General features: G+C 41.6%; 17 protein-coding genes and 1 pseudogene. 8 read left to right on the top strand and 10 right to left on the bottom strand.

Annotation, left to right across the window (positions count from 1 at the left end; translation table 11 throughout):
* Positions 1-4 precede the first annotated feature (4 nt).
* From HMPREF1534_RS14455 to HMPREF1534_RS14465, 3 genes and pseudogenes are all read right to left on the bottom strand, one after another.
* Positions 5-1,300, bottom strand: a complete 1,296-nt coding sequence (locus tag HMPREF1534_RS14455) for a PDDEXK nuclease domain-containing protein (RefSeq protein WP_005937626.1) — start codon at positions 1,298-1,300, stop codon at positions 5-7.
* 72 nt (positions 1,301-1,372) lie between these two features.
* A complete protein-coding gene (locus HMPREF1534_RS14460) occupies positions 1,373-2,656 on the bottom strand; it encodes a site-specific integrase (protein WP_018452791.1) in 1,284 nt (427 codons plus the stop codon).
* A 627-nt stretch (positions 2,657-3,283) separates the two neighbouring features.
* Positions 3,284-3,580 (bottom strand): annotated as a pseudogene (locus HMPREF1534_RS14465) (hypothetical protein); the annotation flags it as partial.
* Positions 3,581-4,000: 420 nt separating this feature from the next.
* On the opposite strand from HMPREF1534_RS14465, the gene HMPREF1534_RS14470 reads away from it, so the two are divergent.
* On the top strand, positions 4,001-7,966 hold the full coding sequence (locus HMPREF1534_RS14470) for a hybrid sensor histidine kinase/response regulator transcription factor (RefSeq protein WP_018452790.1): 3,966 nt from the start codon (positions 4,001-4,003) through the stop codon (positions 7,964-7,966).
* Positions 7,967-8,156: 190 nt separating this feature from the next.
* On the opposite strand, the gene HMPREF1534_RS14475 is transcribed toward HMPREF1534_RS14470, so the two are convergent.
* The 6 genes from HMPREF1534_RS14475 to HMPREF1534_RS14500 all read right to left on the bottom strand — a co-directional run bounded on the left by HMPREF1534_RS14475 (position 8,157) and on the right by HMPREF1534_RS14500 (position 13,768).
* The gene (locus HMPREF1534_RS14475; RefSeq protein ID WP_005937611.1) at positions 8,157-10,022 is read right to left on the bottom strand and encodes an ABC-F family ATP-binding cassette domain-containing protein; all 1,866 of its coding nucleotides are present in this window, start codon (positions 10,020-10,022) and stop codon (positions 8,157-8,159) included.
* An 8-nt stretch (positions 10,023-10,030) separates the two neighbouring features.
* Positions 10,031-10,861: a DUF3805 domain-containing protein gene (locus HMPREF1534_RS14480; protein WP_005937608.1), complete on the bottom strand. Its 831-nt coding sequence runs from the start codon at positions 10,859-10,861 to the stop codon at positions 10,031-10,033.
* Positions 10,862-10,883: 22 nt separating this feature from the next.
* Positions 10,884-11,261, bottom strand: a complete 378-nt coding sequence (locus tag HMPREF1534_RS14485; RefSeq protein ID WP_005937605.1) for a VOC family protein — start codon at positions 11,259-11,261, stop codon at positions 10,884-10,886.
* Between the two features lie 6 nt (positions 11,262-11,267).
* Entirely contained in the window at positions 11,268-12,050 is a 783-nt protein-coding gene (locus tag HMPREF1534_RS14490) for an MBL fold metallo-hydrolase (protein ID WP_005937602.1), read from the bottom strand.
* A gap of 16 nt (positions 12,051-12,066) precedes the next feature.
* Complete coding sequence (locus HMPREF1534_RS14495; RefSeq protein ID WP_005937599.1) at positions 12,067-13,272, bottom strand: hypothetical protein; 1,206 nt, start codon at positions 13,270-13,272, stop codon at positions 12,067-12,069.
* A 118-nt stretch (positions 13,273-13,390) separates the two neighbouring features.
* Entirely contained in the window at positions 13,391-13,768 is a 378-nt protein-coding gene (locus HMPREF1534_RS14500; protein WP_005937597.1) for a RidA family protein, read from the bottom strand.
* A gap of 411 nt (positions 13,769-14,179) precedes the next feature.
* Here HMPREF1534_RS14500 and rho point away from each other — a divergent pair, with 411 nt between their 5' ends.
* Positions 14,180-16,180: a transcription termination factor Rho gene (rho, locus tag HMPREF1534_RS14505; RefSeq protein WP_018452787.1), complete on the top strand. Its 2,001-nt coding sequence runs from the start codon at positions 14,180-14,182 to the stop codon at positions 16,178-16,180.
* A gap of 407 nt (positions 16,181-16,587) precedes the next feature.
* Here the strand turns inward: rho and HMPREF1534_RS14510 are convergent, their stop codons facing one another.
* Positions 16,588-16,965, bottom strand: coding sequence for a DUF3127 domain-containing protein (locus HMPREF1534_RS14510; protein ID WP_005937591.1), 378 nt, complete (start codon positions 16,963-16,965; stop codon positions 16,588-16,590).
* Between the two features lie 154 nt (positions 16,966-17,119).
* On the opposite strand from HMPREF1534_RS14510, the gene dnaN reads away from it, so the two are divergent.
* From dnaN to HMPREF1534_RS14540, 6 genes are read left to right on the top strand one after another with little or no spacing between them, the layout of a single operon-like run.
* Positions 17,120-18,244: a DNA polymerase III subunit beta gene (dnaN, locus tag HMPREF1534_RS14515; protein WP_005937589.1), complete on the top strand. Its 1,125-nt coding sequence runs from the start codon at positions 17,120-17,122 to the stop codon at positions 18,242-18,244.
* 27 nt (positions 18,245-18,271) lie between these two features.
* The gene (locus tag HMPREF1534_RS14520) at positions 18,272-19,051 is read left to right on the top strand and encodes a 3'-5' exonuclease (RefSeq protein ID WP_005937586.1); all 780 of its coding nucleotides are present in this window, start codon (positions 18,272-18,274) and stop codon (positions 19,049-19,051) included.
* Positions 19,048-20,241, top strand: a complete 1,194-nt coding sequence (gene coaBC, locus HMPREF1534_RS14525; protein ID WP_018452786.1) for a bifunctional phosphopantothenoylcysteine decarboxylase/phosphopantothenate--cysteine ligase CoaBC — start codon at positions 19,048-19,050, stop codon at positions 20,239-20,241. The genes HMPREF1534_RS14520 and coaBC overlap by 4 nt, the downstream gene beginning before the upstream one ends.
* 9 nt (positions 20,242-20,250) lie before the next feature.
* On the top strand, positions 20,251-21,915 hold the full coding sequence (gene recN, locus HMPREF1534_RS14530) for a DNA repair protein RecN (protein ID WP_005937582.1): 1,665 nt from the start codon (positions 20,251-20,253) through the stop codon (positions 21,913-21,915).
* A gap of 5 nt (positions 21,916-21,920) precedes the next feature.
* Positions 21,921-22,673, top strand: a complete 753-nt coding sequence (rlmB, locus tag HMPREF1534_RS14535) for a 23S rRNA (guanosine(2251)-2'-O)-methyltransferase RlmB (RefSeq protein WP_005937581.1) — start codon at positions 21,921-21,923, stop codon at positions 22,671-22,673.
* A gap of 16 nt (positions 22,674-22,689) precedes the next feature.
* The gene (locus tag HMPREF1534_RS14540; RefSeq protein ID WP_005937580.1) at positions 22,690-24,393 is read left to right on the top strand and encodes a serine protease; all 1,704 of its coding nucleotides are present in this window, start codon (positions 22,690-22,692) and stop codon (positions 24,391-24,393) included.
* Positions 24,394-24,980: the final 587 nt, after the last annotated feature.

The following is a 24,980-nucleotide window of genomic DNA, read 5'->3' as shown; positions in this document are numbered from 1 at the left end:
TGTCCTACTTTTGTCTGTTCTTTTCATTGTCAAGAAGCATAGTCAGTTCTTCTTCCACCTGTTCTATGCTTGGCAACGCCGATTTCAGGCTTTCCGGCACAGCCTTGCTGAGCTGGTAATCGCTGATGCCGATAGGCTGGTCATAGCCTGTCAGTGCATATTGCGCGACAATCTCATCCTTGCCCTTGCACAACAGCAGCCCGATGGTCTTGTTGTCATTCTCTCCCCTCAGTTTGTCATCCACCACATTGATGTAGAAGTTCAACTGTCCGGCGTATTCCGGTTTGAACGGGGTAGCTTTCAGTTCCACAACTACGTATGCATGGAGCTTTATGTTGTACAGAATCAGGTCGGCATAGAAATCGCTGTCGCCAATCTGGAAATGCTTCTGCCTTGCGACAAAGGCAAATCCGTTGCCCATCTCCAACAAGTATCGGGTGACGTGCTTTACCAACTGTTCCTCTATGTCCCTTTCGTCCGCACGTTCTTTGGCTCCTGCCAAGTCGAAGATATACGGGTCTTTCAACAGGTAGTTGGCAAGGTCGCTTTGGGGTGCGGGAAGCGTGGCGGTAAAATTATTGACCTTGCGGCTGTTGATTTGCCGTTCAAACAATTTGCTCTCAATCTGCATTTTCAGGACATTGCTGCTCCAGCCCATTTCCACGGATTGCTTCATATACCAGTAATCGACGCCTAATGGGAGTGAGCTGTTCAGCAGAATCACATGGCTCGCCCAATTGATTCTTGCCACAGGTGATGCAAGGAACAGTTTTTCTATATCCTCTATCGGTATTCGGCAAACGGTAGCTACTGTCTGTGCTACATTCTGAATTTGTGCAAGAGGTTCTTGCATAATTGCAACTTCTTTGTTGTCAGAGGATTGAATTTGCGCAAGAGGCTCTTGCGTAAATGAAGCATTGTTCAGGCTTTGGATTTCATCCGTGATTTTCCGCACACTTGGAGTAATCAATTTCGCATCGGTTTCGATGAAACTCCGTAATACGGTCAATGGATATGAACGTGCGAACTGGCACATATAAGCCAAGTTCCTGACCGAATATCCTTTCTTTTCGGGATAATTGAACCGTATCGCCTGCGCCAGTTTCTTGATGACCTTGCTGCCCCAGCCTTGCAGGTTCTGATGGTACAATATGTAGTTGCCCATCTTCCAGTAATGGAACAGCATCTGTGCATTGGCGGCACTGATGAGCCGGACTTGCGCCTGCTCTATCTCTGAACCGATGGCATTGACGAAAGCCTCGAAACTTCTTTTCTCTATATTGGTATCGTTGTTACTCATTGTTGTATGCTTTGAAAGTCACAAAGGTAAGCCCAATTACAGGCTTTCCATGAGACTTGATGATTGTTTTTTTTATAGTTGGTTGAATTTGTTCATCGCATTGGCTTTCACATCGTCAGCGATGTCAATATAAGGTTTCATTGCCTTGTAGTCGCTGTGTCCCGTCCATTTCATGACCACCTGAGCCGGAATGCCGAGAGCCAAGGCATTGCAGATGAAAGTCCTTCTTCCGGCATGGGTGCCCAGCAATGCGTATTTGGGCGTAATGGTGTCTATCCGCTTACTCCCTTTATAATAGGTCTCGCTTACTGGCTCGTTGATTCCGGCAAGCTCGCCCAACTCCTTCAAATAATCGTTCATCTTCTGGTTACTGATGACCGGAAGAGCCTTATGCCCCTCAAACTCCACATCTTTATATTTATCAAGTATCGTCTTGCTGTGGTTGTTCAGCTCGATGATAAGCCTTTCGGCGGTCTTTACCGTGGTGATTTCTATATATCCGTCCCTGATGTCGCTTTTCTTCAGGTTATGCACATCTGAATATCGGAGTCCGGTGAAGCAGCAGAACAGAAAAACGTCCCTCACCCGTTCCAGATATTGCTTGGTTTCGGGTATCTGATAGTTTTTGAGTTGGTTAAGTTCGTCCCATGTGAGGAATATCACTTTCTTCGGAGTGCTCCGCAATTTAGGGTTGAAATCCTCATAGGCATTGTTCATGCAATACCCTTTCTTGGTACACCAGCGCAGGAACCATTTCAGGTAAGCGACCTGTTTCATGATGGATGTGTTCCGCATGTCTTCGATGTCTTTCAGGAAATTCACATACTTTGTCAGCTTGGGTTCGTCCAACGATTCAAAAGTCAGTCCCTTGTCAAACTTTTCAAGGTGCTTCCTTACTGCGGCAAATTTCTCATAGGTGGCATCAGACCAGCCGTTTTGCGTGCCGCACTCCTTGATGAACTCGTCAAACACCTCCAAAGGGAGAAACACCACCGGGGCTTCCTCCTCTTCCTTTTTCCCATCGTGCAATCTGTTGAACGCATCCTTTACCTGTTCGGTAGTGGGCATGAATCCCTGCACCTCGAACTCCTTGAAGATATTCTGTATTTCGGTGTAGTATTTCAGCAAGTCCGCATTGATTTCCGATGCGCTTTGCTTCAGCTTGTTGGTGCATCCGTTCTTTACCCGCTGCTTGTCGGCATCCCATTTGGCGACATCAATGCGGTAGCCCGTTGTGAACTCAATGCGGTGGCTGGCGAAAACCACACGCATACGGATAGGGACATTCTCCACGATTGGCACTCCGTTCTTCTTCCGGCTTTCCAATGAAAAGATGATGTTTCGTTTGATATTCATAATTGGGTGCGTTTGAAATTCAACACCCAAATATACACCCAATAATTGGAATAGCAAAAGGTATTTAATGATATTTAGTAATATAGCCGATTTATAATAACTTGATTATTATCAGTATATTGCAGTTTTATGAGATTTCTTGATTGTGTAAGTTAAAGTCCCGTCCGCACCGCTAAAAAGGAATCCGCTAAAAACGGGTTCCTTTTTTCGTTAAGCCGAAGATATCTACATAAATAGGCGCCCTCCCTACGTTGTTTCATTAGCCGGACTAAGCGTTTTCATCCTTTCTATTATGCCTGTCTGTCCGTCAGATTACTATAGTCTTCGGCAGCGGACTGTATAGTCCGCTACTGTAGACCGTACAGTCCATTGCAGTAGACTGTACTGTCTGCCGTCGCAGACTGTAATAATCTTCCGTTTAAAAGACCTTGGCCGACCATGGGAAACGGCTTATTCTTCCCTTTGCTTGTGGTATGACATTTACCCCCCAAAGAATAATAAGTGACCCGAATTTTCTCAAAATATTATGCTCACACACTTTTTGACTTAATCCCAATTAAGTATATATTTACCAAAATCTTACTAGTATTTACCGATATTTTCACCTATTATGATACCGCCTTTGATACCATTGGCGATACCGTCTTGATATTTTTCTTGCCAGACTACGCTGTCTTTCGGATTAATCATTTGCAGATAAAGAGTCTTACTTTTATCCGATAAGCCGAAGGTTTGTACATCCAGCTGATAAGCTTTGAACCAAAGGTCTTCACCTGCTTCATAAATTCCTTTGCTTGTTTGCAGATATATACACTCTGAAGGATAACCAGACAATTGTTTGTTAACCGAAGAGAACAAACTATCTATAGTACTTGTTCCATTCGTTTTTTCATTTGCAAGAAAATTCCGTCCTTGCGCATATATAGAAAAAGAACATATGAAGTATAATAAAATAATCTTTTTCATAACTCTGTAGTTGCATTTTATTATGAAATAATATGTATACAAAAATAATAAAAGTGCAATTCATTAACAATCAGAATTACACTTTTTTTCTGCCAAAGAATTATATTTTCAACCTATTTCTCGGCTTGTTCTCTATCTTTTAGAATGTGGCTTACACCCAGTTTTTCTTTAAAGGAAAAGCCTATTTTTGATTTCGAAGTAAAAAAACATATCCAATACTTGCCACAGACTTTTGTTACTGAGTAAAGAAATAAGAAAATCAAAACTGTTTCTTAATTTAGAATACATTTTAGTTGTATCTTCTATTCTTTTTCTCTTACTTTGTAAAACTAACATATCAGTATTATCGCGTTTACATATTTGAAAACCAAAATTAGCATGAAAAGGAATATATTATTCATGTTCTTTTTACTGCCTTTTATCGCTATGGGGCAAACGTACAAATATATAGGGATAGAAGACGGACTGAGCAACCGAAGAATATTCAACATTCAAAAAGACTCAAAAGGATATATGTGGTTTCTTACCAATGAGGGAATGGACCGCTATAATGGCAAAGAAATAAAACACTATAAATTAGCTGACGAAGAAAATAAAAGAAATGCCCAAAATCATCTTACATGGCTGTTTCGAGAGAAAGAAAACTTATGGATTGTAGGTAAAACCGGAAAAATATTTGAATATCATCATCAGTTTGACAGATTTATACCCACCTATAAACCTGCCAACTTATCCTTGTCTATTTCATACAGCTATTTAGACAATCGAGGCAATATATGGCTGTGCGACAAAGATTCGATTATACTATATAATACGCAGAGTGATCAAATTTCACGTATTTACAACCCACTGAGCAGCAACATTACCTCTATGGTACAATCAGACAACTCCCATTTCTTTATTGCGACAGAAAAGGGAATACGCTATTGCTGTATAAATGACAATGAGTTACAGCCAATTCCCATTCCTCCATTGGATGAAATCAAAGGGCAAATCAGCGAACTCTATTATCACAGAGTATTGAAACGACTGTTTATCGGAACATTCGAAAAGGGCATCTTTGCCTATGATTTGCCCACGCGCCAAATTCTTCATTCCGAAACAGATTTAAGCGATGTCAATATTACCCAAATCAGTGCCCTGAACGAGAATGAACTTTTAATTGCTACCGAAGGTATGGGGATTTACAAAATTCAGGCTAACAGTGGCGTGATACATCCTTATCTCACCACCAACTACGAAAGCAATAACGAGATGATGGGAAATATCATCAATGATATCTATGTGGATGAGGAAAAGAGAATATGGCTTGCCAATTATCCTACGGGAATCACCATAGTCGACAACCGATATCAAAACTACCACTGGATAAAACATTCCATCGGCAACAAGCAATCTCTGATTAATGATCATGTGCATACCATCATCGAAGATAGCGAAGGAGACTTATGGTTTGGTACCGGCAACGGTATCAGTCTTTACAATACTAAAACACGTCAATGGCATTCGTTCCTGAGTTCTTTTGACAAACAACTCAAAGATAAGAACCATATATTCATTGCTTTGTGCGAAGTTACTCCCGGAATTATTTGGGCAGGTGGATATACTTCCGGTATTTACAAAATTAACAAGAAAGCACTTTCTGTGGAGTACTTCTCTCCTTCATTGCTGACGCCCATCAATATGCGCCCTGACAAATACATCCGAGATATGATAAAAGATTCCGAAGGAAATATCTGGTCCGGAGGATATTACAATCTAAAATGCTTTGACTTAAAAAATAATAAGGTAAAATTATACCCCGGGGTAAATTCAATTACATCTATCAGAGAAAAAGACAGTGACCACATGTGGATTGGCACTGCTACCGGTTTGTATCTGCTAAATAAGAACACAAGCCAATATAAATATATAGAGATTCCCGGAGAGTCTACTTACATCAATACTCTTTATCAAGCTCCCAACGGATTATTGTACGTCGGTACCAGTGGTTCCGGTCTAATAATTTATAACCCCGGCAAAAATACCTTCAAACAATTCCACACAGATAATTGTGCACTACTCACCAACAGCATCTTTACCATACTGCCCGAAGTGAACGGAAATATCATAATGAGTACAGAAAACGGTATCACCTGCTTTTCCAGCAAAGATAAATTATTCTATAACTGGACTAAAGAGCAAGGGCTTATGTCTGCCAACTTCAATGCTTCTGCCGGTGTATTACTCAAAGATAAAGGATTTATATTCGGCAGCATAGACGGTGCCATCGAGTTTCCCAAGGATATTAAATTTCCTCATTATCAATTTTCCAAAATTATTCTAAGTGATTTCCGACTATCCTATCAGCCTGTATTCTCCGGTGAAGAAAATTCTCCATTGACGGAAGATATCGATGATATAAAAGTATTGAAACTGTCTCACAATCAAAATACTTTTTCACTAAAAGTATCGACCATCAACTACGACTTTCCATCCAATGTGCTTTACAGCTGGAAACTGGAAGGCTTTTATACTACCTGGAGTCCCCCGAGAGCAGAAAACATAATCCATTTCGCCAATCTGAAACCCGGAAAATACAAACTGTATATTCGTGCTGTGTCCAAAGAGGAACAGAATGTCATATTCGAAGAACGCACCATCGATGTCATAATCGCACATCCGGCATGGCTCAGTTTTTGGGCTATATTATGCTATATAGTGCTAGGGATACTCTTGCTTTTTATCATTACCAGAATTATCTATCTAAAAAAACAGAAAAAGATTTCCGATGAAAAAACTCAATTTTTCATCAATACCGCACATGACTTGCGCACGCCGCTAACCCTGATCAAAGCTCCATTAGAAGAGTTGAGTGAAAAAGCACAGTTGACGGCAAGCGGACTCAACTGTATGAAAACTGCTCTGAAAAATGTGGACGCTTTGTTACGTTTGACCACCAATCTTATCAACTTCGAACATACCGAAGTCTATTCACCTAAGCTATACATAGCTGAATTTGAGCTGAATACTTATATGCAAAACCTATGCAATGGTTTTCATTCTTATTCAGCCACAAAGAATATAGATTTTACTTACGAAAGTAATTTCAAGGAAACGAAAGTATGGTTTGACAAAGAAAAGATGGACTCCATCTTAAAGAATATCATATCCAATGCCTTGAAATACACTCCTGATTATGGTCATGTAAGCGTCTGCGTCACCGAGACCAAAGACTCTTGGAAAGTCAAGGTATCTGATACAGGAATTGGCATTCCTGCCAAAGAAAAAAAGAAAATATTCAAACTGCACTTCCGTGGCAGCAATGCCATCAATTCTAAAATAACCGGTAGCGGAATCGGACTAATGTTGGTATGGAAATTGGTAAAGCTTCATGGAGGAAAAATCAATATCGACAATACCGAACATCAGGGAACAGACATCAGACTTATTTTCTATAAAGGTTATGAGCATCTGCGTCATTACAGCATCGTAGAGCCGAATCAAGAACTGCCGGTCAAAGAAGTTGTCGAACAAGCGAAAGTTACAGAAACGCCCGAAAAGCTACAGGAAATGATTGAAGCCGCATTATTACAACGCATTCTCATCGTAGAAGACAATGATGAATTGCGCAGTTATCTCGCCACATCACTTGCAGGAGCTTATACCATACAAGCTTGCAGCAACGGAAAAGAAGCATTGATTATCGTTAAAGAATTTTGGCCTGACTTGATCCTCTCTGACATTATGATGCCCGAAATGCGCGGAGATGAACTATGTACAGCTATTAAAACAAATATTGAAACATCACATATTCCTATCGTATTACTCACTGCGTTAAACGATGAGAAGAATATTCTAAATGGATTGGCAACCGGTGCAGATGGTTATATCACCAAACCATTCAGCATCAAAATGCTAAAGGCAAGAATATCCAATATACTGTCCAACAGAGATTTATTACGGCAAAGATATGCGATGGCCACTAAAATGGATTCAGAAAAGCCGGGATTGTTGCCTGCTGAAGCCAACACACTGGACTGGAAGTTCATAACCGACGTAAAGAACAATATAAAAAATAATATTGATAATACAGATTTTACCGTAGACTCTTTATGCTCATTACATAACATGAGCCGCACTAGTTTCTATAACAAACTGAAAGCATTGACAGGACAGTCTCCCGCCGATTATATCAGAGACTTCCGTCTGAATACGGCTGCACAATTGTTGCAGAAAAAAAAGTACTCAATTACAGAAGTAGCAGAAATGACAGGATTTTGCGACAGCAAATATTTCAGAGAGGTATTTAAAAAGCACTTCAATGTAAGTCCCAGTAAGTATGGGAAAGAGGATAAAAAATAAGTATAAGATATATTCAGGCAGGCAGTTACAACAGTTCCTTACACTTATATCATAAACTGTAGGAGTGTGTCAAAACCAAACCGGTCTATCCCATCGTCAGCTGTAGGGGCAGGGTTTGCCTGCCCGAAGACACAAAGCAAACTGTTTTCGGGCGAGCAAACCTCGCCCCTACAAACTAAACAATACCTCATTACCCTTCTATTTCACTCAGTTCCAACCAACGCATTGATTTTTCATCAATCAAATCATTCAGTTCCGGTAATCGCTTCGATTTCTCGGTCAGCTCTTCTACACTCAAGGTTCCACTACAAAGGGCAGATTCTATATCTGCTTTCTCCTGTTCCAGTTCTCCTATTTCCTTTTCCAACCGCTCGTACTCCTTCCTTTCCTTGAAAGTCATACGGCGTTTATCATTCAACCGTACACGTGCCGTTTTCTCCTCTTTCGGCTTCTCGGCTTCCTTCTCACGTTGCTCTTTCACTTCGCGCCAATCTCTATAATCAGAATAGTTGCCGGGAAAATCACGAATATCACCTTGTCCTTTGAATACCAATAAGTGGTCTACCACCTTATCCATAAAGTAACGGTCATGACTCACCACAATCACACAACCCTTAAAGTTCTGAAGATATTCTTCCAACACCTGTAAAGTAATAATATCCAAATCATTGGTTGGTTCGTCCAGTACCAAAAAGTTTGGATTACGCATTAACACCGTACAGAGATAAAGCCGGCGCCGCTCTCCCCCACTCAACTTATACACATAACTGTGCTGCGTTTCAGGTGTAAAAAGAAAATGCTGAAGAAACTGCGAAGCTGTAAGGCGCTTACCATTGCCCAGTTCAATTACTTCGGCAATATCCTGCACCACATCTATCACTTTCATCTGTTCATCAAACCGTAAGCCATCCTGCGAATAATATCCGAAACGCACCGTCTCGCCAATATCTATCGTACCGCTGTCCGGCTTCTGCTCGCCCATCAGAATCTTGATAAAGGTGGATTTTCCCGTACCGTTGTTTCCCACAATTCCCATCTTCTCGTATCGGGCAAAGATATAAGAGAAATCGTCCAAAATCTTCAAGTCACCGAAACTCTTGTAAAGATGGTCTGCTTCAAAAATTTTCGAGCCGATATATGACGCCTTCATTTCCAGCTTCACATTACCGTCATTGAAACGTTGTTTTGCCACCTTTTCCAGCTCATAAAAAGCCTCCTCACGATAACGCGCTTTATGTCCGCGTGCCTGTGGCATACGGCGCATCCATTCCAATTCCGTACGATATAAATTATTGGCACGGGCTATTTCAGCGTTTGTCGCCTCTATGCGTTCTTGGCGTTTTTCTAAATAATAACTGTAATTACCTTTATAAGAGTAAACCTGCTTATTGTCTATTTCGATAATTTCAGAGCAGACGCGATCAAGGAAATAGCGGTCGTGAGTCACCATCAAAAGACTGATATTGCCACGTCTCAAATAATCTTCCAACCACTCCGTCATATCAAGGTCGAGGTGATTGGTAGGCTCATCCAAAATCAGGAAATCAGGCTCCGTGATAAGCACATTCGCCAAAGCAACACGTTTGAGCTGTCCTCCCGAGAGATGCTTCACCTGCTGATTGAAATCACGGATTTTAAGTTGCGAAAGAATCTGTTTTGCCTTTCGTTCATAATCCCAGGCTTTTTCATGTTCCATGCGTGCCAGCAGGTCCTCCATTCCCGGATTACCTTCGGTTTCCATACACCTTTCATATTCCTTAATAAGTTGCACGGTAGTATTACCGTGATGGAAACACGCTTCAAGCACAGTCAGTTCTTCGGGATAGTGAGGATCTTGCTCCAAGTAGCCTACACACAAATCACGACGAAACACAATGCTGCCTTCATCATAACCTTCTTTTCCGGCTATAATATTCAATAATGTAGTCTTACCGCTACCGTTCTTGGCTATCAAACCGATACGTTGTCCTTCGGCTACCCCCAAAGAAATTTGATTAAATAAAACCAAATCACCAAACGATTTTGTAAGTCCGTCTATCTGTAAATATGGAACCATTCTCTTTTTTAATTAATATCATCCAACACAGCTTCCGCTTCGCGCTTAATTTTCTTAAATTCAGCCTTCAGGTCACAAGGAAGGTTTTTCTTCGCTTTATTCCATACTATGGCGGCAGGATCAATCAGCATATCGGAATTCATAAACTGCAAAGCCGGATATTCTTCCTTTCCGTCTATCACTGTCACCCATTCCATGCCTTCCATCTCATTAACCAGAATTGTGCCAAAAGCCACACCGAAGTTCTCCCAAGCCATACGCTGTTGAGGTTGGAAACGCCCGCTATCCATTACCTCCTGAATCTTTTCGATATCCTCTTCCTGCGAAGAGAAGTCTTTTGTAAGCTGTTTCTTTATCGTACTTGAGGCCCATTCATAAGCACTATTCACCTCGCCTATCTCAAGCACTCGAATAGGAATAATCTCTTTAGGATAAGCCTTATTTTCACGGCGTATTTCTATGCTGGCGATAATATTCTCGGCAACAGTTTTATCACCACCCTTAGCTACCGTAAAAGAACATTCCACGCATATATCACGACAATCAATAACCCAAAAATGAGAGGTGTACCAAATGCCTTCTTCCTGAAAGCTATCCACACTGTAAGCCGATTGCACACCTCTTATCAGGGTCAATTCAGCAGCCGGATTTTCTTTCAATTCATAACTGACACATTCTTTTCCATAGTTTGTGTCAGCACCTCTATAAGCCGAGATACGGAAATTTCCACTCCATTTGTCGGGGTCATAAAATAAAAAACTCTCTTCTGTATCTTCAAACTCACGCCAACCCGCAGGATATTCCAGCGAGAACCAGCCACCGGGAGCAATGTATTTCATAGTTCCTATTTTTTATATTTATTTATTTCACCGGTAATACTTCAATCCAATAATCATCCGGATCATTAATGAAGTATAGCCCCATCTCTGTATTTTCATAACATACACATCCCATTTCTTTATGGAATTTACGCACTTCGTCATAATCTCCTTCTACACGCAGACAAAGATGGCTTTCATTTTCGCCCAATTCATAAGGCTGCGGATGATCACGTAACCAAGTCAGTTCCAGCAAGAAGTTACTATGATCATCAGCCATATATACTAAAATAAAAGAACCATCAGCAGCTACTTTTCGATTGGCTTCATGCAGCCCCAATGCAGTTTCGTAGAATCGAATACTCTGTTCCAAATTCGTTACATCAATATTAAAATGATCAAATCTTCCTTTTACTTTCATATTTCTTTAAATTTTTATAATCTGTCCGGGATACTTTATTTCTATAAAATGTGTTCCATGGGTTTCTGCCAAAGCACGGAAAGCATTTGCTTTCCCATAGTCGGGCGCGAAATGCATCGGTACAAAAATATTTGTTTTTATTCTCTTCACAAACTGTTCGGGACCTCTCATATATTCACGTCCCAAACGCGGATCTACAGGAAACATTGCTACATCCAGTTCATGCGTATAATCATACAGGTTATCCACTTCATGAAGGAAATTCTTTTCATATCCCTTCCATTCCTGTTCCGTACTTTCTTCCATCCAATGCCAGTTATTCAAATCGCCGGCATGGAAAAATTTCTTATTCTCTACTTCTATCAGAAAAGATACTCCTACATCCGTAGATCCGAATGCCCTGACCGATAAGGTTTCATCAGCATATTCCTCTCCTTTTTTCAACCAGACGGCGTCTTCTTTCTGCGCTCTTCTGTGTTTCAGAATATCCTTCGAAAAGATATAGATAATGTCTGGTCGCTGTGTTTTCCAGTCCAATACTTCCTTATTGAAATGATCTGGATGAAAATGGCTGGCCAGCACATATAACTTTCCGGGGCGGTGCAAAAGTTCATCATGCACCTTTCCCTGTTCAGGTGCCACCACCGGTTCTTCAGGCTGTTCATTCATCAACCTGCGCAAAGCAGCTTCCGCCTGTTTATCTTCTGTGTCACGGTAATAATCCATGATAACAGTATACCCATCGCCCAACAGGGCAAATCCGCTATGATAAATATAAACTAATTCCATACCTTTTATAACAAACTTACTTACCAATAGGTTGTACTTGCGCACGTGTCTTCTTGTCTATCTCCAGAAACATATAATTCACTTTTCCCGAATGGATAAGCGATTCGTTTTCTCTATATTTCTTATTGGCATATTCTTTTGATTTCTCAAAAGTAAGTTTCGACATTTGATTCTGCGATTTCCCCACCATGGTAGAATCCAGTTTTTCATCAGGAAAGAAATCGTCCAAATTCACATCTCCAATCATTGTTGTCTCCAGAAAATTCATATCGGTGTGAGTCTTGTCTGTGTAATAACCCACAAACATGTGCCCGGGGATACGTACCAATATAGGATTGATATTTATCGCCTTGAGCAATGAGGCGAGCAACACGCTCCCATCTACACAGTTTATCTGCGAAGACTCCAATGCATCATCCAACGTACGCACACGCTGAGTATAAACCACATTCGACGACAAACTGCTATTGGTTGTGGAACTATATTTAAAGTTACGTTTTTGCAATACATTCCATAAAGCATAAACTTGCTTATCCACATTTTCGGATTGACTTGTATCTCCCTGATACCCCAGGAAACGATTGACTAAGCGCGTGTCCAATGCTTCACGCAAAAGTTTGTCTATCTGCGGATGTTCCTCGTTCACATAAGCGGCAAAAAACTCACCTGTATCGTGAAATTTCATTTTATCGTCTACATAACCAAGCGGACACTCATTGATACTCCGCATAGAAATGGTTTTCAATCGCTGAGGCATTTTTTTTCTGTTAAGTTCCGCCTTGACAGATATACTAACGGGCACTGCCTGATTATTGTCACGCAAAGCCTGATAGTTCCAAATGATGTCGGGGAAAACAAGATATTCCTTACCGGGCTTAGGCAAAATAAATTCGGAAACAGATTCAGAGAAGAAAGGAGTTTCAGCCACTTCAATACGCAATTTACTATTGGCATAGCTGTTTTTTATACGAATAGCAATACCTGATTTCGGATTACCAATATAATCGGAATCGGCAGGAACAATCAAGTCTCCATCCGTAGTAGCTGTAGAAAGTATAGTAGCCGGAAACACATTCCCCCCTAATTGATCTGTTATTTCGAAACCACTCCGAAACGGTTCATAGCGATAAACAAATACAGAAAATGCCATCACCAAAATGATAGATAGCACAATAGTTGACCACTGCCATCTATCGAGTTGTTTCAAATTTACTTTCCTCATATTCATTAATCCATTTACCCGACATGAAACCGAAGTCTATAACCGTCACCAGACTAAAACTTATATTCACTATAGGGTCGGATATATTCCTCCCCTACAATAGACAAAATAACAGCTGTTATTTTGCAGCGATGCTTTCGATTTCCACCAATGCACCTTTCGGCAATGCCTTAACTGCTATTGCAGAACGGGCAGGAAAATCACCTTCAAAATACTTGGCATAAACAGCATTCATTTCTGCAAATAAGGACATATCCGCTAAAAAAACAGTAGTCTTTACAATATTTGCAGTAGTCAAACCGGCTGCTGCCAATACATGCTTGATATTTTCAAAAGCCTGAGCAGTCTGTTCGGCAACTCCTCCCGGAACAAATTCACCGGTAGCAGGATCTACAGGCAACTGACCTGAGAGAAATACCATACCATTTGCCTCAATCGCCTGACTATAAGGTCCTATAGCTGCAGGAGCCTTTTCTGTAAAAATCACTTTTTTCATGTTTATTCAATGTTTTAATAATAAAAATCAAATTTTCATGGGCTAAATTAGCACTTTTTCCGCTATAAAACACAGATATGCCTAAACAATCTGACTTTTTTTTACGTTCATTTAACATCGGTACCGAGAGAAACATAGGCCGATATTTTGAAGCGTCTTTTTTTATTAATTTTAAAAATATGGTATTTTTTTCTCCTATTTGAAGAGTTTTTCAAAAAAAACAGCTACATTTGCATCAGTAAACGCAGAATTTGCCAATCTGGCAAGTTTCGTTTACGTTCCGATATAATATCTATAACATATTAAATCCCGTAATCATAAATTATGAACTGCGATCTCAAGACATTTCATGTGCCGATTGCGTTCTTTGATTACACAATAAAAAAATATTTTACTAATAACATATACTATATGTATAACATCATTCAATTAAACGACAAAGACTTGTCAGAATTACAATCAATCGCCAAAGAGTTGGGTATCACTAAAACAGAGTCTCTGAAAAAAGAAGAACTCGTTTATAAGATTCTGGACGAGCAAGCAATAGTCGGAGCAACCAAAAAAGTAGCAGCGGCCAAAGTAAATGAAGACCGCAAAGAAAACCAGCCTAAAAAGAGATCACGTATCAGTGTTAAAAAAGAAGGTGACAAGGTATATACTGCCACCAAAGATAAAGCACAAAAGCTAGAAGCAGCTACTCCAACAACGGCTGCACACATCGCAGAAGAGGCTGAAAAAGAAGCAGTTTCCACAGTTGAAACAGCTCAACCCATCCAAGAAAAAACAGTAACAGAAGCAGTTGAAAAGTCTGAGCCGAAGAAAAGAGGCCGCAAGCCGGGTACGAAGAATAAAACTGCTGCCAAGACAGAAGAACAACCTGCTACAACAGCAGAAGAAACCAATAACACTACTCCTCAAAAAGTTTCGGCAACCAATACTCCGAAAGAAAAAGAGGTAATTCTTCCCGAATTGGATTTCGATAGCGATACAGACGACTTCATTCCAATTGAAGATCTCCCTTCGGAAAAGATTGAACTTCCTACTGAATTACTTGGAAAGTTTGAAGCAACCAAAAATGAGGCACCTGTTCCCACTGTCACTCCAGCTTCTAAATTCCAGCCTCGCCAACCACGCGAACAAAACCCGAGATACAACAACCCCAATCAACGCAACAATAATAATTATAACAACCAGCGTCCGACCAACAATAACAACACAGAAGGTCTGGAATCTCCACAGCAACCCCAACAATCGGCTCCCGAGCGTAAGCCGGTAGAAAAGCCTTACGAATTTGAAGGTATTCTGACAGGAACCGGTGTTTTAGAAATCATGCCTGACGGTTATGGTTTCCTTCGTTCATCAGATTACAACTACCTTTCTTCGCCAGATGATATTTATGTGTCACAGTCACAAATCAAACTATTTGGTCTGAAGACAGGCGATGTAGTCGAAGGCTCTATCCGTCCACCTAAAGAAGGAGAAAAATACTTCCCGCTGGTGAAAGTAGAAAAAATCAATGGTCTAGACCCCGGACTAGTGCGCGATCGCGTTCCATTCGACCACCTCACTCCGCTGTTCCCCGACGAAAAGTTCAGACTTTGCAAAGGTGGTTACAGTGATAACCTTTCTGCCCGTGTGGTAGATATGTTCGCCCCCATCGGCAAAGGACAACGTGCACTGATTGTGGCTCAACCTAAAACCGGTAAGACCATCTTGATGAAAGATATTGCCAATGCCATCGCTGCCAATCACCCCGAGGTCTACATGATTATGCTGCTCATTGACGAACGTCCTGAAGAAGTAACTGACATGGCCCGCAGTGTCAATGCCGAAGTTATCGCTTCTACATTTGATGAACCGGCAGAACGTCACGTCAAGATTGCAGGTATCGTGCTCGAAAAAGCAAAACGCATGGTAGAATGTGGTCACGATGTCGTGATATTCTTAGACTCTATCACCCGATTGGCTCGTGCATACAATACTGTTTCCCCCGCTTCGGGTAAAGTATTGTCGGGTGGTGTAGATGCCAATGCATTACATAAACCCAAACGTTTCTTCGGAGCAGCACGCAACATCGAAGGCGGCGGTTCACTTACCATTATCGCTACCGCATTGATTGATACCGGTTCTAAGATGGATGAAGTAATCTTCGAAGAATTCAAGGGTACAGGTAACATGGAGTTGCAACTCGACCGCAACCTTAGCAACAAACGTATCTTCCCTGCTGTCAATATCGTTGCATCCAGCACCCGCCGTGATGACTTATTGCTTGATAAGACTACACTCGACCGCATGTGGATTCTGCGTAAATATCTGGCAGATATGAACCCTATCGAAGCTATGGATTTTGTAAAAAGCCGTTTGGAAAATACGCGTGACAATGAAGAATTCCTAATGAGCATGAACTCATAAACAAATCATAGTTTCATATACACTATAAAAAGACTGCGTGCACCTCCTGCAGAGCACGTGGTCTTTTTATTTATCTATAATAATACCAACACAAACCTTTCTATTATTTTGCAAATAGTTTTTTGAACAACGATATATGCATACTAATTTTCTATACATTTTTCCTACAAATAATAGCCATACCCACAATCCATAAATCGAAAATAATCTTCCTTCCAATATAAAGCTAAAAAAAATACATATAACCTTGATTAGATTTAGACATTCGGTGCTAGTCCGTAACACTTATTACCTCCAAATTCATAAAATCATATCCCCAATAAAAACTCCATTAACATTATACAATAAAAAATCCGGTCAATTCATCAAGGATCAACCGGATTTGTATATTAATATTTTAGTAGAATTTAGAATGGTAAATCGTCTTTCTCGTCTGTTGAAGCAAAATCTACCGGAGCTGCCGGGGCTGCATTCATCGGCGGGAACGGAGCATCAGGTGCTACAGGAGCCTGAGCACTCACACGATCCACTTTCCAAGCACGAATACTGTTGAACCAACGCCCGTTCCACTCACGTGCATCAACATCGAAATATACATTCAATTCTTCACCCACCTGAATATTAAACTGCGCTATTTTGTCTGCACCAAATACATCAAAACACATCTTACGCGGATACTGATCGTGTGTCTCAATCACATATTCCTGCACTTTCCATTCATTTCCAGTTTTTGAGACTCCGCTTCTCGGTTCGAGAACCGCTATAACTTTTCCTGCTAATTCCATTATGATAAAATTTAATTTTCGGCACGAAATTACGCTTTTCCCGGCGAGTAAACTAATTTTTTCGCTATTTTTTGCGTGCAAACCATAATCTTTTCGTAACTTTGGCAGTTAAATGAGACCTATATGTAGAATATAAATATAATAATATAAAACTATGAAGTTCATCGTTTCAAGTACTGGATTATTCAGTCATTTACAGGCTATTAGCCGCGTTATCAATTCTAAGAACTCGCTGCCCATCCTTGATTGTTTCCTGATGGAGCTGACGGATGGGACACTGTTCTTAACTGCATCCGACAGTGAAACAACCCTGTCCACCTCTTTGGAAGTGATTGAGAATGACGGTGACGGACGCTTTGCTGTTTCTTCCAAAACCATACTCGAAGCCCTGAAAGAAATTCCGGAACAGCCACTGACATTCGAAGTGAATACAAATAACCTGGAAATCACCGTACAATATCAAAACGGTAAATACAGTCTCATGGGACAAAATGCAGATGAATATCCTCAGGCTCCTGCACTGGGCGCCAATGCTGTCCATGTGACTATAGGAGCACCTGTAATGTTGGGAGGCATCAACCGAGCTCTGTTTGCAACAGCCGACGATGAGCTTCGCCCGGTGATGAATGGTATTTATTTTGATATCACTACCGAAGATATCACCTTCGTAGCTTCTGATGGCCATAAGTTGGTACGTAACAAGACTTTTGTGGCTCACGGCGATGAAAAGGCCGCATTTATCCTGCCCAAGAAACCGGCCACTTTGCTGAAGAACCTCCTGCCCAAAGAACAGGGAGATGTACAAATCGACTTCGATGACCGCAATGCTATATTTACTCTGGAGAACTACAGAATGGTATGTCGTCTGATTGAAGGGCGCTATCCGAACTACAATTCTGTCATTCCGCAAGATAATCCGCATAAAGTGACTATCGACCGGCAGATGCTTATCAGCGCTTTGCGCCGCGTTTCTGTTTTCTCTTCGCAGGCAAGTAGTTTGATTAAATTGCGCCTCAGCGAAAACCAGATACAGATTTCGGCACAGGATATCGACTTCTCAACCTCAGCAGAAGAAACACTGATTTGCCAATATGCTGGCAATGCCATGAGCATCGGTTTCAAATCGACTTTCCTGATAGATATTCTGAATAACCTGACTGCCCAAGAGGTAATTGTAGAATTGGCAGACCCATCACGCGCAGGTGTCATTGTTCCTGCCGAACAGGAAGAGAAGGAAGACGTGCTGATGCTGCTGATGCCTATGATGCTGAATGACTAAATATAATAAATTACAACTCGAAACAGAATGAAATTGAATTTGAAGAACCCGATTGTCTTCTTTGATTTAGAGACAACAGGTACTAATATAAACACCGACAGAATAGTAGAAATTTGCTATCTGAAAGTGTATCCAAACGGCAATGAAGAGACCAAGACCATGCGCATCAACCCAGAAATGCATATCCCTGAACAGTCTTCGGCCATTCATGGTATCTATGATAAGGACGTGGCCGACTGTCCTACTTTCAAGGGAGTAGCTAAAGACATTGCACGCGATATCGAAGGATGCGATTTGGCCGGGTTCAACTCCAACCGCTTCGATATACCTGTTTTGGCAGAAGAATTTCTTCGCGCCGGAGTGGATATTGATATGATGAAACGCAAATTTATTGATGTGCAGGTAATTTATCACAAACTGGAACAACGGACTTTATCGGCTGCTTATAAGTTTTATTGCCAAAAAAACCTGGAAGACGCTCATACTGCAGAGGCCGACACCCGTGCTACATATGAAGTACTGAAAGCACAATTAGACCGTTATCCCGAAGAATTACAGAATGATATGGCATTTTTGGCTGAATACTCCAGTTTCAACAAAAATGTAGACTTTGCCGGCCGCATCGTATATGACGAAAAGGGCGTGGAAGTATTTAACTTTGGCAAATACAAAGGAATGTCGGTCAGCGAAGTGCTGCAAAAAGACCCCGGCTATTATAGCTGGATTTTAAACGGTGACTTTACGCTGAACACCAAAAACGTATTGACTAAAATCAGACTACGCGAATCAGGACTGACTACTAAATGAGCATGAAAGGAAAGAAAATCGTATTAGGTATAACCGGAAGTATAGCCGCCTATAAAGCGGCTATACTCATTCGAGGACTTATCAAAAAAGGAGCGGAAGTGCAAGTAGTCATTACACCGGCAGGAAAAGAGTTCATCACTCCCATTACTTTGTCGGCACTGACAAGCAAACCCGTCATCAGTGAATTCTTTGCACAACGGGACGGCACCTGGAACAGCCATGTGGACTTAGGCTTATGGGCTGACGCCATGGTGATAGCTCCGGCAACAGCATCCACCATCGGAAAGATGGCAAACGGAATAGCCGACAATATGCTGATTACGACTTACCTGTCAATGAAAGCACCTGTCTTTGTGGCTCCGGCCATGGACTTGGATATGTTTGCACATCCTTCCACCCAACGGAATCTGGAGACATTGCGCTCGTATGGAAATCATATCATAGAACCGGGAGAAGGAGAATTGGCAAGCCATTTGGTAGGCAAAGGACGAATGGAAGAACCGGAAAAAATCATAGAAGAACTGGAAAAGTTCTTTGAACAGCAACAGGATCTGGCGGGCAGGAAAATCATTATCACAGCCGGTCCCACTTATGAAAAAATAGACCCGGTGCGATTCATTGGCAATTATTCTTCGGGAAAAATGGGATTTGCGCTGGCAGAGGAATGCGCCTCACGAGGCGCCCATGTAACCTTGATAAGCGGTCCTGTCACACTGAAAACACAGCATCCGCACATCCGCCGCATTGATGTGGAAAGTGCCGGAGAAATGTATGAAGCCGCCAGCCGTGAATTTACCGATGCCGATGCAGGCATTTTATGCGCTGCCGTGGCCGACTTCACGCCGGAAAGTGTGGCCGACCATAAGATTAAGAGAGAAAAAGACGATTTGGTATTACAACTGAAACCGACACAAGACATCGCCGCTTCGCTGGGAAAACAAAAAAAGCCGGGCCAAAAGCTGGTGGGTTTCGCACTGGAAACAAACGACGAACGGCAGAACGCACAAGGAAAGCTGGAACGCAAGAACTTTGATTTCATTGTGCTCAATTCACTGAATGACAAGGGTGCCGGTTTTCGTTATGACACGAACAAAATAACGATCATCGACCGCCAAGGATACACTGACTATCCCCTGAAAAGCAAGCGGGAAGTGGCGTGTGACATTATAGATAAACTGGTAAGGAATTAAAAAAAGAATATGCTGCAATCTATCTATATACAAAATTATGCATTAATTGATACGCTCGATATCAGTTTTACCCCCGGTTTTTCGGTCATCACCGGAGAGACAGGCGCAGGTAAATCTATCATTTTGGGCGCCATCGGCTTGCTGCTCGGACAAAGGGCTGATATCAAAGCAATCAAGAAAGGTGCCAATAAATGTATCGTAGAAGCCCGTTTCAATATTTCGACTTATCAAATGGAGCCTTTCTTTGTTGAAAACGACATGGAGTATGACCCCGAAGAATGCATCATACGCCGCGAACTTTATGCTTCGGGGAAGAGCCGCGCCTTTATCAACGATACCCCTGCCTCACTGGTACAAATGAAAGAACTGGGAGAGAAATTGATAGACGTGCACAGCCAGCACCAAAACTTACTGCTGAACCACGAAGAGTTTCAAATGAACGTACTCGACATACTGGCACATGACGAACAAGAACTCATCTCCTACAAAAGCCTGTATGCAAAGTATAAAAGTATCTGCAAGCAATTGGCAGACTTTATCGCTCAGGCTGAAAAAAGCCGTCAGAATGAAGATTATATCCGTTTCCAATTGGAGCAACTAAATGAAGCGGAATTACGGGAAGGAGAACAAACGGAACTGGAACAGGAAGCTGAGACATTAAGCCATGCCGAAGATATAAAAGCAGGCTTGTATAAGGTAGACCAAATCATGTCCTCAGATGAAGGAAGCCTTCTTTCTGCCACCAAAGAGTGCATGCAGACCTTGCAAAACATTGCCAAAGTATATGCACCGGCACAAGAATGGATAAACAGGCTGGACAGTTGCTATATAGAACTGAAAGACCTGTCGCACGACATCGCCGGTGCACAGGAAGAAATAGAATTCAACCCCAACCGGCTCGACTTTGTGAACGAAAGGCTGAATCTTATTTATTCTTTGCAGCAAAAACATCGTATGCAGACCATCGAAGAGTTAATCGCCCTGACAAACGATTATCGGGAACAACTCAACGCCATTACTTCATTTGATGACCGCATTGCGCAGCTGACTGCGCAAAAGGACACTTTGTACAACAAAGTACTGGAACAAGCCAAAGTCCTGACCGGACTGCGTGTACAGGCCGGCAAAGACATTGAAAAACAAATGCAATCACTGCTGGTCCCTTTGGGCATGCCCAACGTTCGTTTCATGGTAGAGCTTACTCCCCGAAAAGAACCGGATTCCAAAGGAATGGACTGTGTTACTTTCCTTTTCTCGGCCAATAAAAACGGGACATTGCAGAATGTAGCTTCTGTTGCTTCGGGCGGTGAAATCGCACGTGTCATGCTATCCCTGAAAGCCATGATAGCGGGAGCCGTGAAACTCCCCACCATCATCTTCGATGAAATAGATACCGGAGTATCAGGCTCCATCGCCGAAAAGATGGCACTCATCATGGAAAAAATGGGAAATCAAAACCGACAGGTAATCAGCATTACCCATCTACCGCAAATAGCCGCCAAAGGCATCACACATTACAAGGTATATAAAGAAGATACCGATACAGGAACCAACAGCCACATACGCCGGCTGACCAACGAAGAACGAGTGAAAGAAATAGCAAATATGTTGAGTGGAGCTACCTTGACGGATGCCGCACTGAACAATGCAAAAGTTTTATTAGGATATAAATAAAGAATATGACAGAGAAAAATGAAATGATTTTCGGTGTACGTGCCGTTATCGAGGCCATTCAAGCCGGAAAAGAGATAGACAAGATATTAGTAAAAAGAGACATACAAAGCGAACTCTCCAAAGAATTGTTTGCCGAATTGAAGGGACGGATGATTCCTGTGCAACGCGTGCCGGTGGAACGCATCAACCGCATCACCCGCAAAAACCATCAGGGAGTCATAGCTTTTATTTCAGCCATTACTTATCAAAAAACAGAAGATATTGTTCCTTACCTTTTTGAACAAGGAAAAAATCCGTTGCTCATCATGCTGGACGGCATTACCGATGTGCGCAACTTTGGTGCCATTGCCCGCACTTGCGAATGTGCCGGAATAGATGCGATTATCATTCCTGCCAAAAACAGTGTCAGTGTCAATGCAGATGCCATGAAGACTTCTGCGGGAGCCTTGCATACGCTGCCCGTCTGCCGTGAACAAAGCCTGACCGAAACCATCAAATTCTTGAAGAACAGCGGTTTCAAGATTGTCGCAGCTACCGAAAAAGGCGACTATGACTATACCAAGGCAAACTACAAAGACCCTGTTTGTATTATTATGGGAGCAGAAGATACGGGTGTGCCCTACGAGCACTTGTCATTGTGTGACGAATGGATTAAAATTCCATTGCTGGGCAAAATCGAATCACTGAACGTATCTGTTGCCGCCGGTATCCTGATTTACGAAGCCGTGAAACAGCGTGGCTTTACTACTGAAGAATAACAATAAAAACTATATCATGAAGAAAGTACTTTTGATTCTGATGTGTTGCATGGCCATCCAATCGGTTCATGCCCAAGACACTCCCAAATGGGCCGACAAAGCTAAGAAAGCTGTTTTTTCTATCGTAACTTACGATAAAGAAAACAAAATTAAAAATACCGGTAACGGTTTTTATATCAATAATAACGGTACAGCCCTGTCTGATTACTCTTTGTTTGAAGACGCAGAACGTGCCGTCATTATCAACGCCGATGGCAAAGAACTGCCGGTAACACGCATTGCCGGTGCAAATTCAATGTATGATGTCATTAAATTCCGTACAGAAACCGAGAAAAAAATAACCGCTCTGAAAGTAGCCACACAACCTGCCGCAGTAGGAGAAACTGTTTATCTGCTCCCCTACTCCACACAAAAAGCGGCTACCTGCCAAACCGGTAAAGTGACCCAAGTAGATACTATTGCCGACAAAGCTTACTACTACACACTGACAATGACCACAAGTGACAAAACCGTAAGCTGCCCCATTATGAATGCAAATGGCGAAGTACTGGGACTGATTCAGAAAAGTGCATCCGAAGAAGATAAAGAAAGCTATGCCATCGGTGCATCTTACGGCGAATCATTAAGTATTTCCCCCTTATCTGCCAATGACATCAATCTGAATAAAATAGGCATTGCAAAGGCATTACCCGAAACAGAAGACCAGGCCTTGGTATATCTTTATATGTCTTCATCACAGATGGATGCCAAAAACTATCTGGCAACTCTAAACGATTTTTTACAAGCATACCCCAACAGCACCGAAGGGTATACACGTCGTGCCGGCTACTACATGAACATCGGAGATGATGAACATAATGCATTGGCCGAAGCCGATTTGAAAAAGGCTATGGACGTATCAGGCAACAAAACAGAAGGACAATATAATGTGGCTAAGATAATCTACTCTTATTGCATTAACCTTGAAGAAGGCAAAAAAGCATACGGAGACTGGAGTTACGACAAAGCATTAAATATCATTCGCGAAGCTATCGCAACAGATGCACAACCGGTTTATATTCAATTGGAAGGCGATATTTTATTTGCAATGCGCAACTATACAGATGCGTATAAGAGTTATGAGCAAGTAAATCAGACTCCTTTAGCATCTGCCGCCACTTTCTATTCGGCCGCCAAAACAAAGCAGTTAATAGAAGGAACCGAGATGAATGAAGTGATTGCTCTTATGGATAGTGCCATTGCCCGTTTCACTCCTCCTTACACTTCCGAAGCTGCTCCTTATTTTTACGAACGCGCCGAGATGAAAGCACAAACAGGCAAATATCGTGAAGCGGTGGTTGACTATGATAAATTTTACGATGCCATCGGAGGGCGTGTCACCGCTGCTTTCTATCTACAACGTGAACAAGCCGAAATTCAATGCAAAATGTATCAACAAGCCATCAACGACATCGACAAAGCCGTAGAAATGTCTCCTGAAAATGTAGAAATGTGGATAGAAAAAGGTTCTGTACATCTGCGTGTAGGACAATTTAATGAAGCTGTAGAAGCATTAAAGAAAGCAATTTCCCTCGATCCTAAAGCAGCTGCAGCATATCGTATGCTGGGATACTGTCAGGTGCAGCAAAAGAATAACAAAGAAGCTTGTACGAACTTTGCCAAAGCAAAAGAATTAGGAGACACTGTAGTGGACAGCTTAATTCAGAAATATTGCAAGTAAAAAGAAAAAAAGTTCCTCCACATCCATCTATGTTTGTGAAATTATACACCACATAGAAAGACTTTTTTCTAAAAGCTTAAAAATCCGAGTTTCCCTAAAGCTCGGATTTTTTTATTCAGCCCCTTAGGACCGGACCGCCAAAGCTTCTGTCCGGTTCCGTTTATCCTCCCCGGGAAATTAAATCAAAAACTTCGAAAGTTCCTATTATAGTATTGCAGCGAAAAACAACATGCTTTCCGAAAGACACAACATGCTTTCTAAGAGAAAGTAATATTATGTCGATGAAAGGAATTCTACCCATCGGTAAAGTCAATATAATCTCCTTTCACACATAACAGATATTGAAACCTTCTATCCATAAGGATTCTGTGTGAAAGCTATCAAAGCCCCCCCTCAATACTTTTAAGTTAAACCAATCTTCAGATTACCCCTAAAGCTTACCAGATATGGGAATGCCATAATACCGTATCGCTCCCGCGTCAAAGAGCACATTTTTGGGCTCAGTTGTAATTCTTGGGGGATTAACATTTGTTAATTTCCCTTTATGCATACACCTTTGCTAATCTATACAGAAAAAACCTCTTATC

The organism is Phocaeicola massiliensis B84634 = Timone 84634 = DSM 17679 = JCM 13223 (genome assembly GCF_000382445.1).
Taxonomy (GTDB): Bacteria; Bacteroidota; Bacteroidia; order Bacteroidales; family Bacteroidaceae; genus Phocaeicola; species Phocaeicola massiliensis.
Note: the sequence above shows the minus strand (reverse complement) of the source record. Positions and strands in the feature narration are given on the sequence as shown.

Bases quoted from the DNA above. Each gene is read 5' to 3' on its own strand.
- HMPREF1534_RS14455 (WP_005937626.1), bottom strand. From the start codon at position 1,300: ATGAGTAACAACGATACCAATATAGAGAAAAGAAGTTTCGAGGCTTTC.
- HMPREF1534_RS14460 (WP_018452791.1), bottom strand. From the start codon at position 2,656: ATGAATATCAAACGAAACATCATCTTTTCATTGGAAAGCCGGAAGAAG.
- HMPREF1534_RS14470 (WP_018452790.1), top strand. From the start codon at position 4,001: ATGAAAAGGAATATATTATTCATGTTCTTTTTACTGCCTTTTATCGCT.
- HMPREF1534_RS14475 (WP_005937611.1), bottom strand. From the start codon at position 10,022: ATGGTTCCATATTTACAGATAGACGGACTTACAAAATCGTTTGGTGAT.
- HMPREF1534_RS14480 (WP_005937608.1), bottom strand. From the start codon at position 10,861: ATGAAATACATTGCTCCCGGTGGCTGGTTCTCGCTGGAATATCCTGCG.
- HMPREF1534_RS14485 (WP_005937605.1), bottom strand. From the start codon at position 11,261: ATGAAAGTAAAAGGAAGATTTGATCATTTTAATATTGATGTAACGAAT.
- HMPREF1534_RS14490 (WP_005937602.1), bottom strand. From the start codon at position 12,050: ATGGAATTAGTTTATATTTATCATAGCGGATTTGCCCTGTTGGGCGAT.
- HMPREF1534_RS14495 (WP_005937599.1), bottom strand. From the start codon at position 13,272: ATGAGGAAAGTAAATTTGAAACAACTCGATAGATGGCAGTGGTCAACT.
- HMPREF1534_RS14500 (WP_005937597.1), bottom strand. From the start codon at position 13,768: ATGAAAAAAGTGATTTTTACAGAAAAGGCTCCTGCAGCTATAGGACCT.
- rho (WP_018452787.1), top strand. From the start codon at position 14,180: ATGTATAACATCATTCAATTAAACGACAAAGACTTGTCAGAATTACAA.
- HMPREF1534_RS14510 (WP_005937591.1), bottom strand. From the start codon at position 16,965: ATGGAATTAGCAGGAAAAGTTATAGCGGTTCTCGAACCGAGAAGCGGA.
- dnaN (WP_005937589.1), top strand. From the start codon at position 17,120: ATGAAGTTCATCGTTTCAAGTACTGGATTATTCAGTCATTTACAGGCT.
- HMPREF1534_RS14520 (WP_005937586.1), top strand. From the start codon at position 18,272: ATGAAATTGAATTTGAAGAACCCGATTGTCTTCTTTGATTTAGAGACA.
- coaBC (WP_018452786.1), top strand. From the start codon at position 19,048: ATGAGCATGAAAGGAAAGAAAATCGTATTAGGTATAACCGGAAGTATA.
- recN (WP_005937582.1), top strand. From the start codon at position 20,251: ATGCTGCAATCTATCTATATACAAAATTATGCATTAATTGATACGCTC.
- rlmB (WP_005937581.1), top strand. From the start codon at position 21,921: ATGACAGAGAAAAATGAAATGATTTTCGGTGTACGTGCCGTTATCGAG.
- HMPREF1534_RS14540 (WP_005937580.1), top strand. From the start codon at position 22,690: ATGAAGAAAGTACTTTTGATTCTGATGTGTTGCATGGCCATCCAATCG.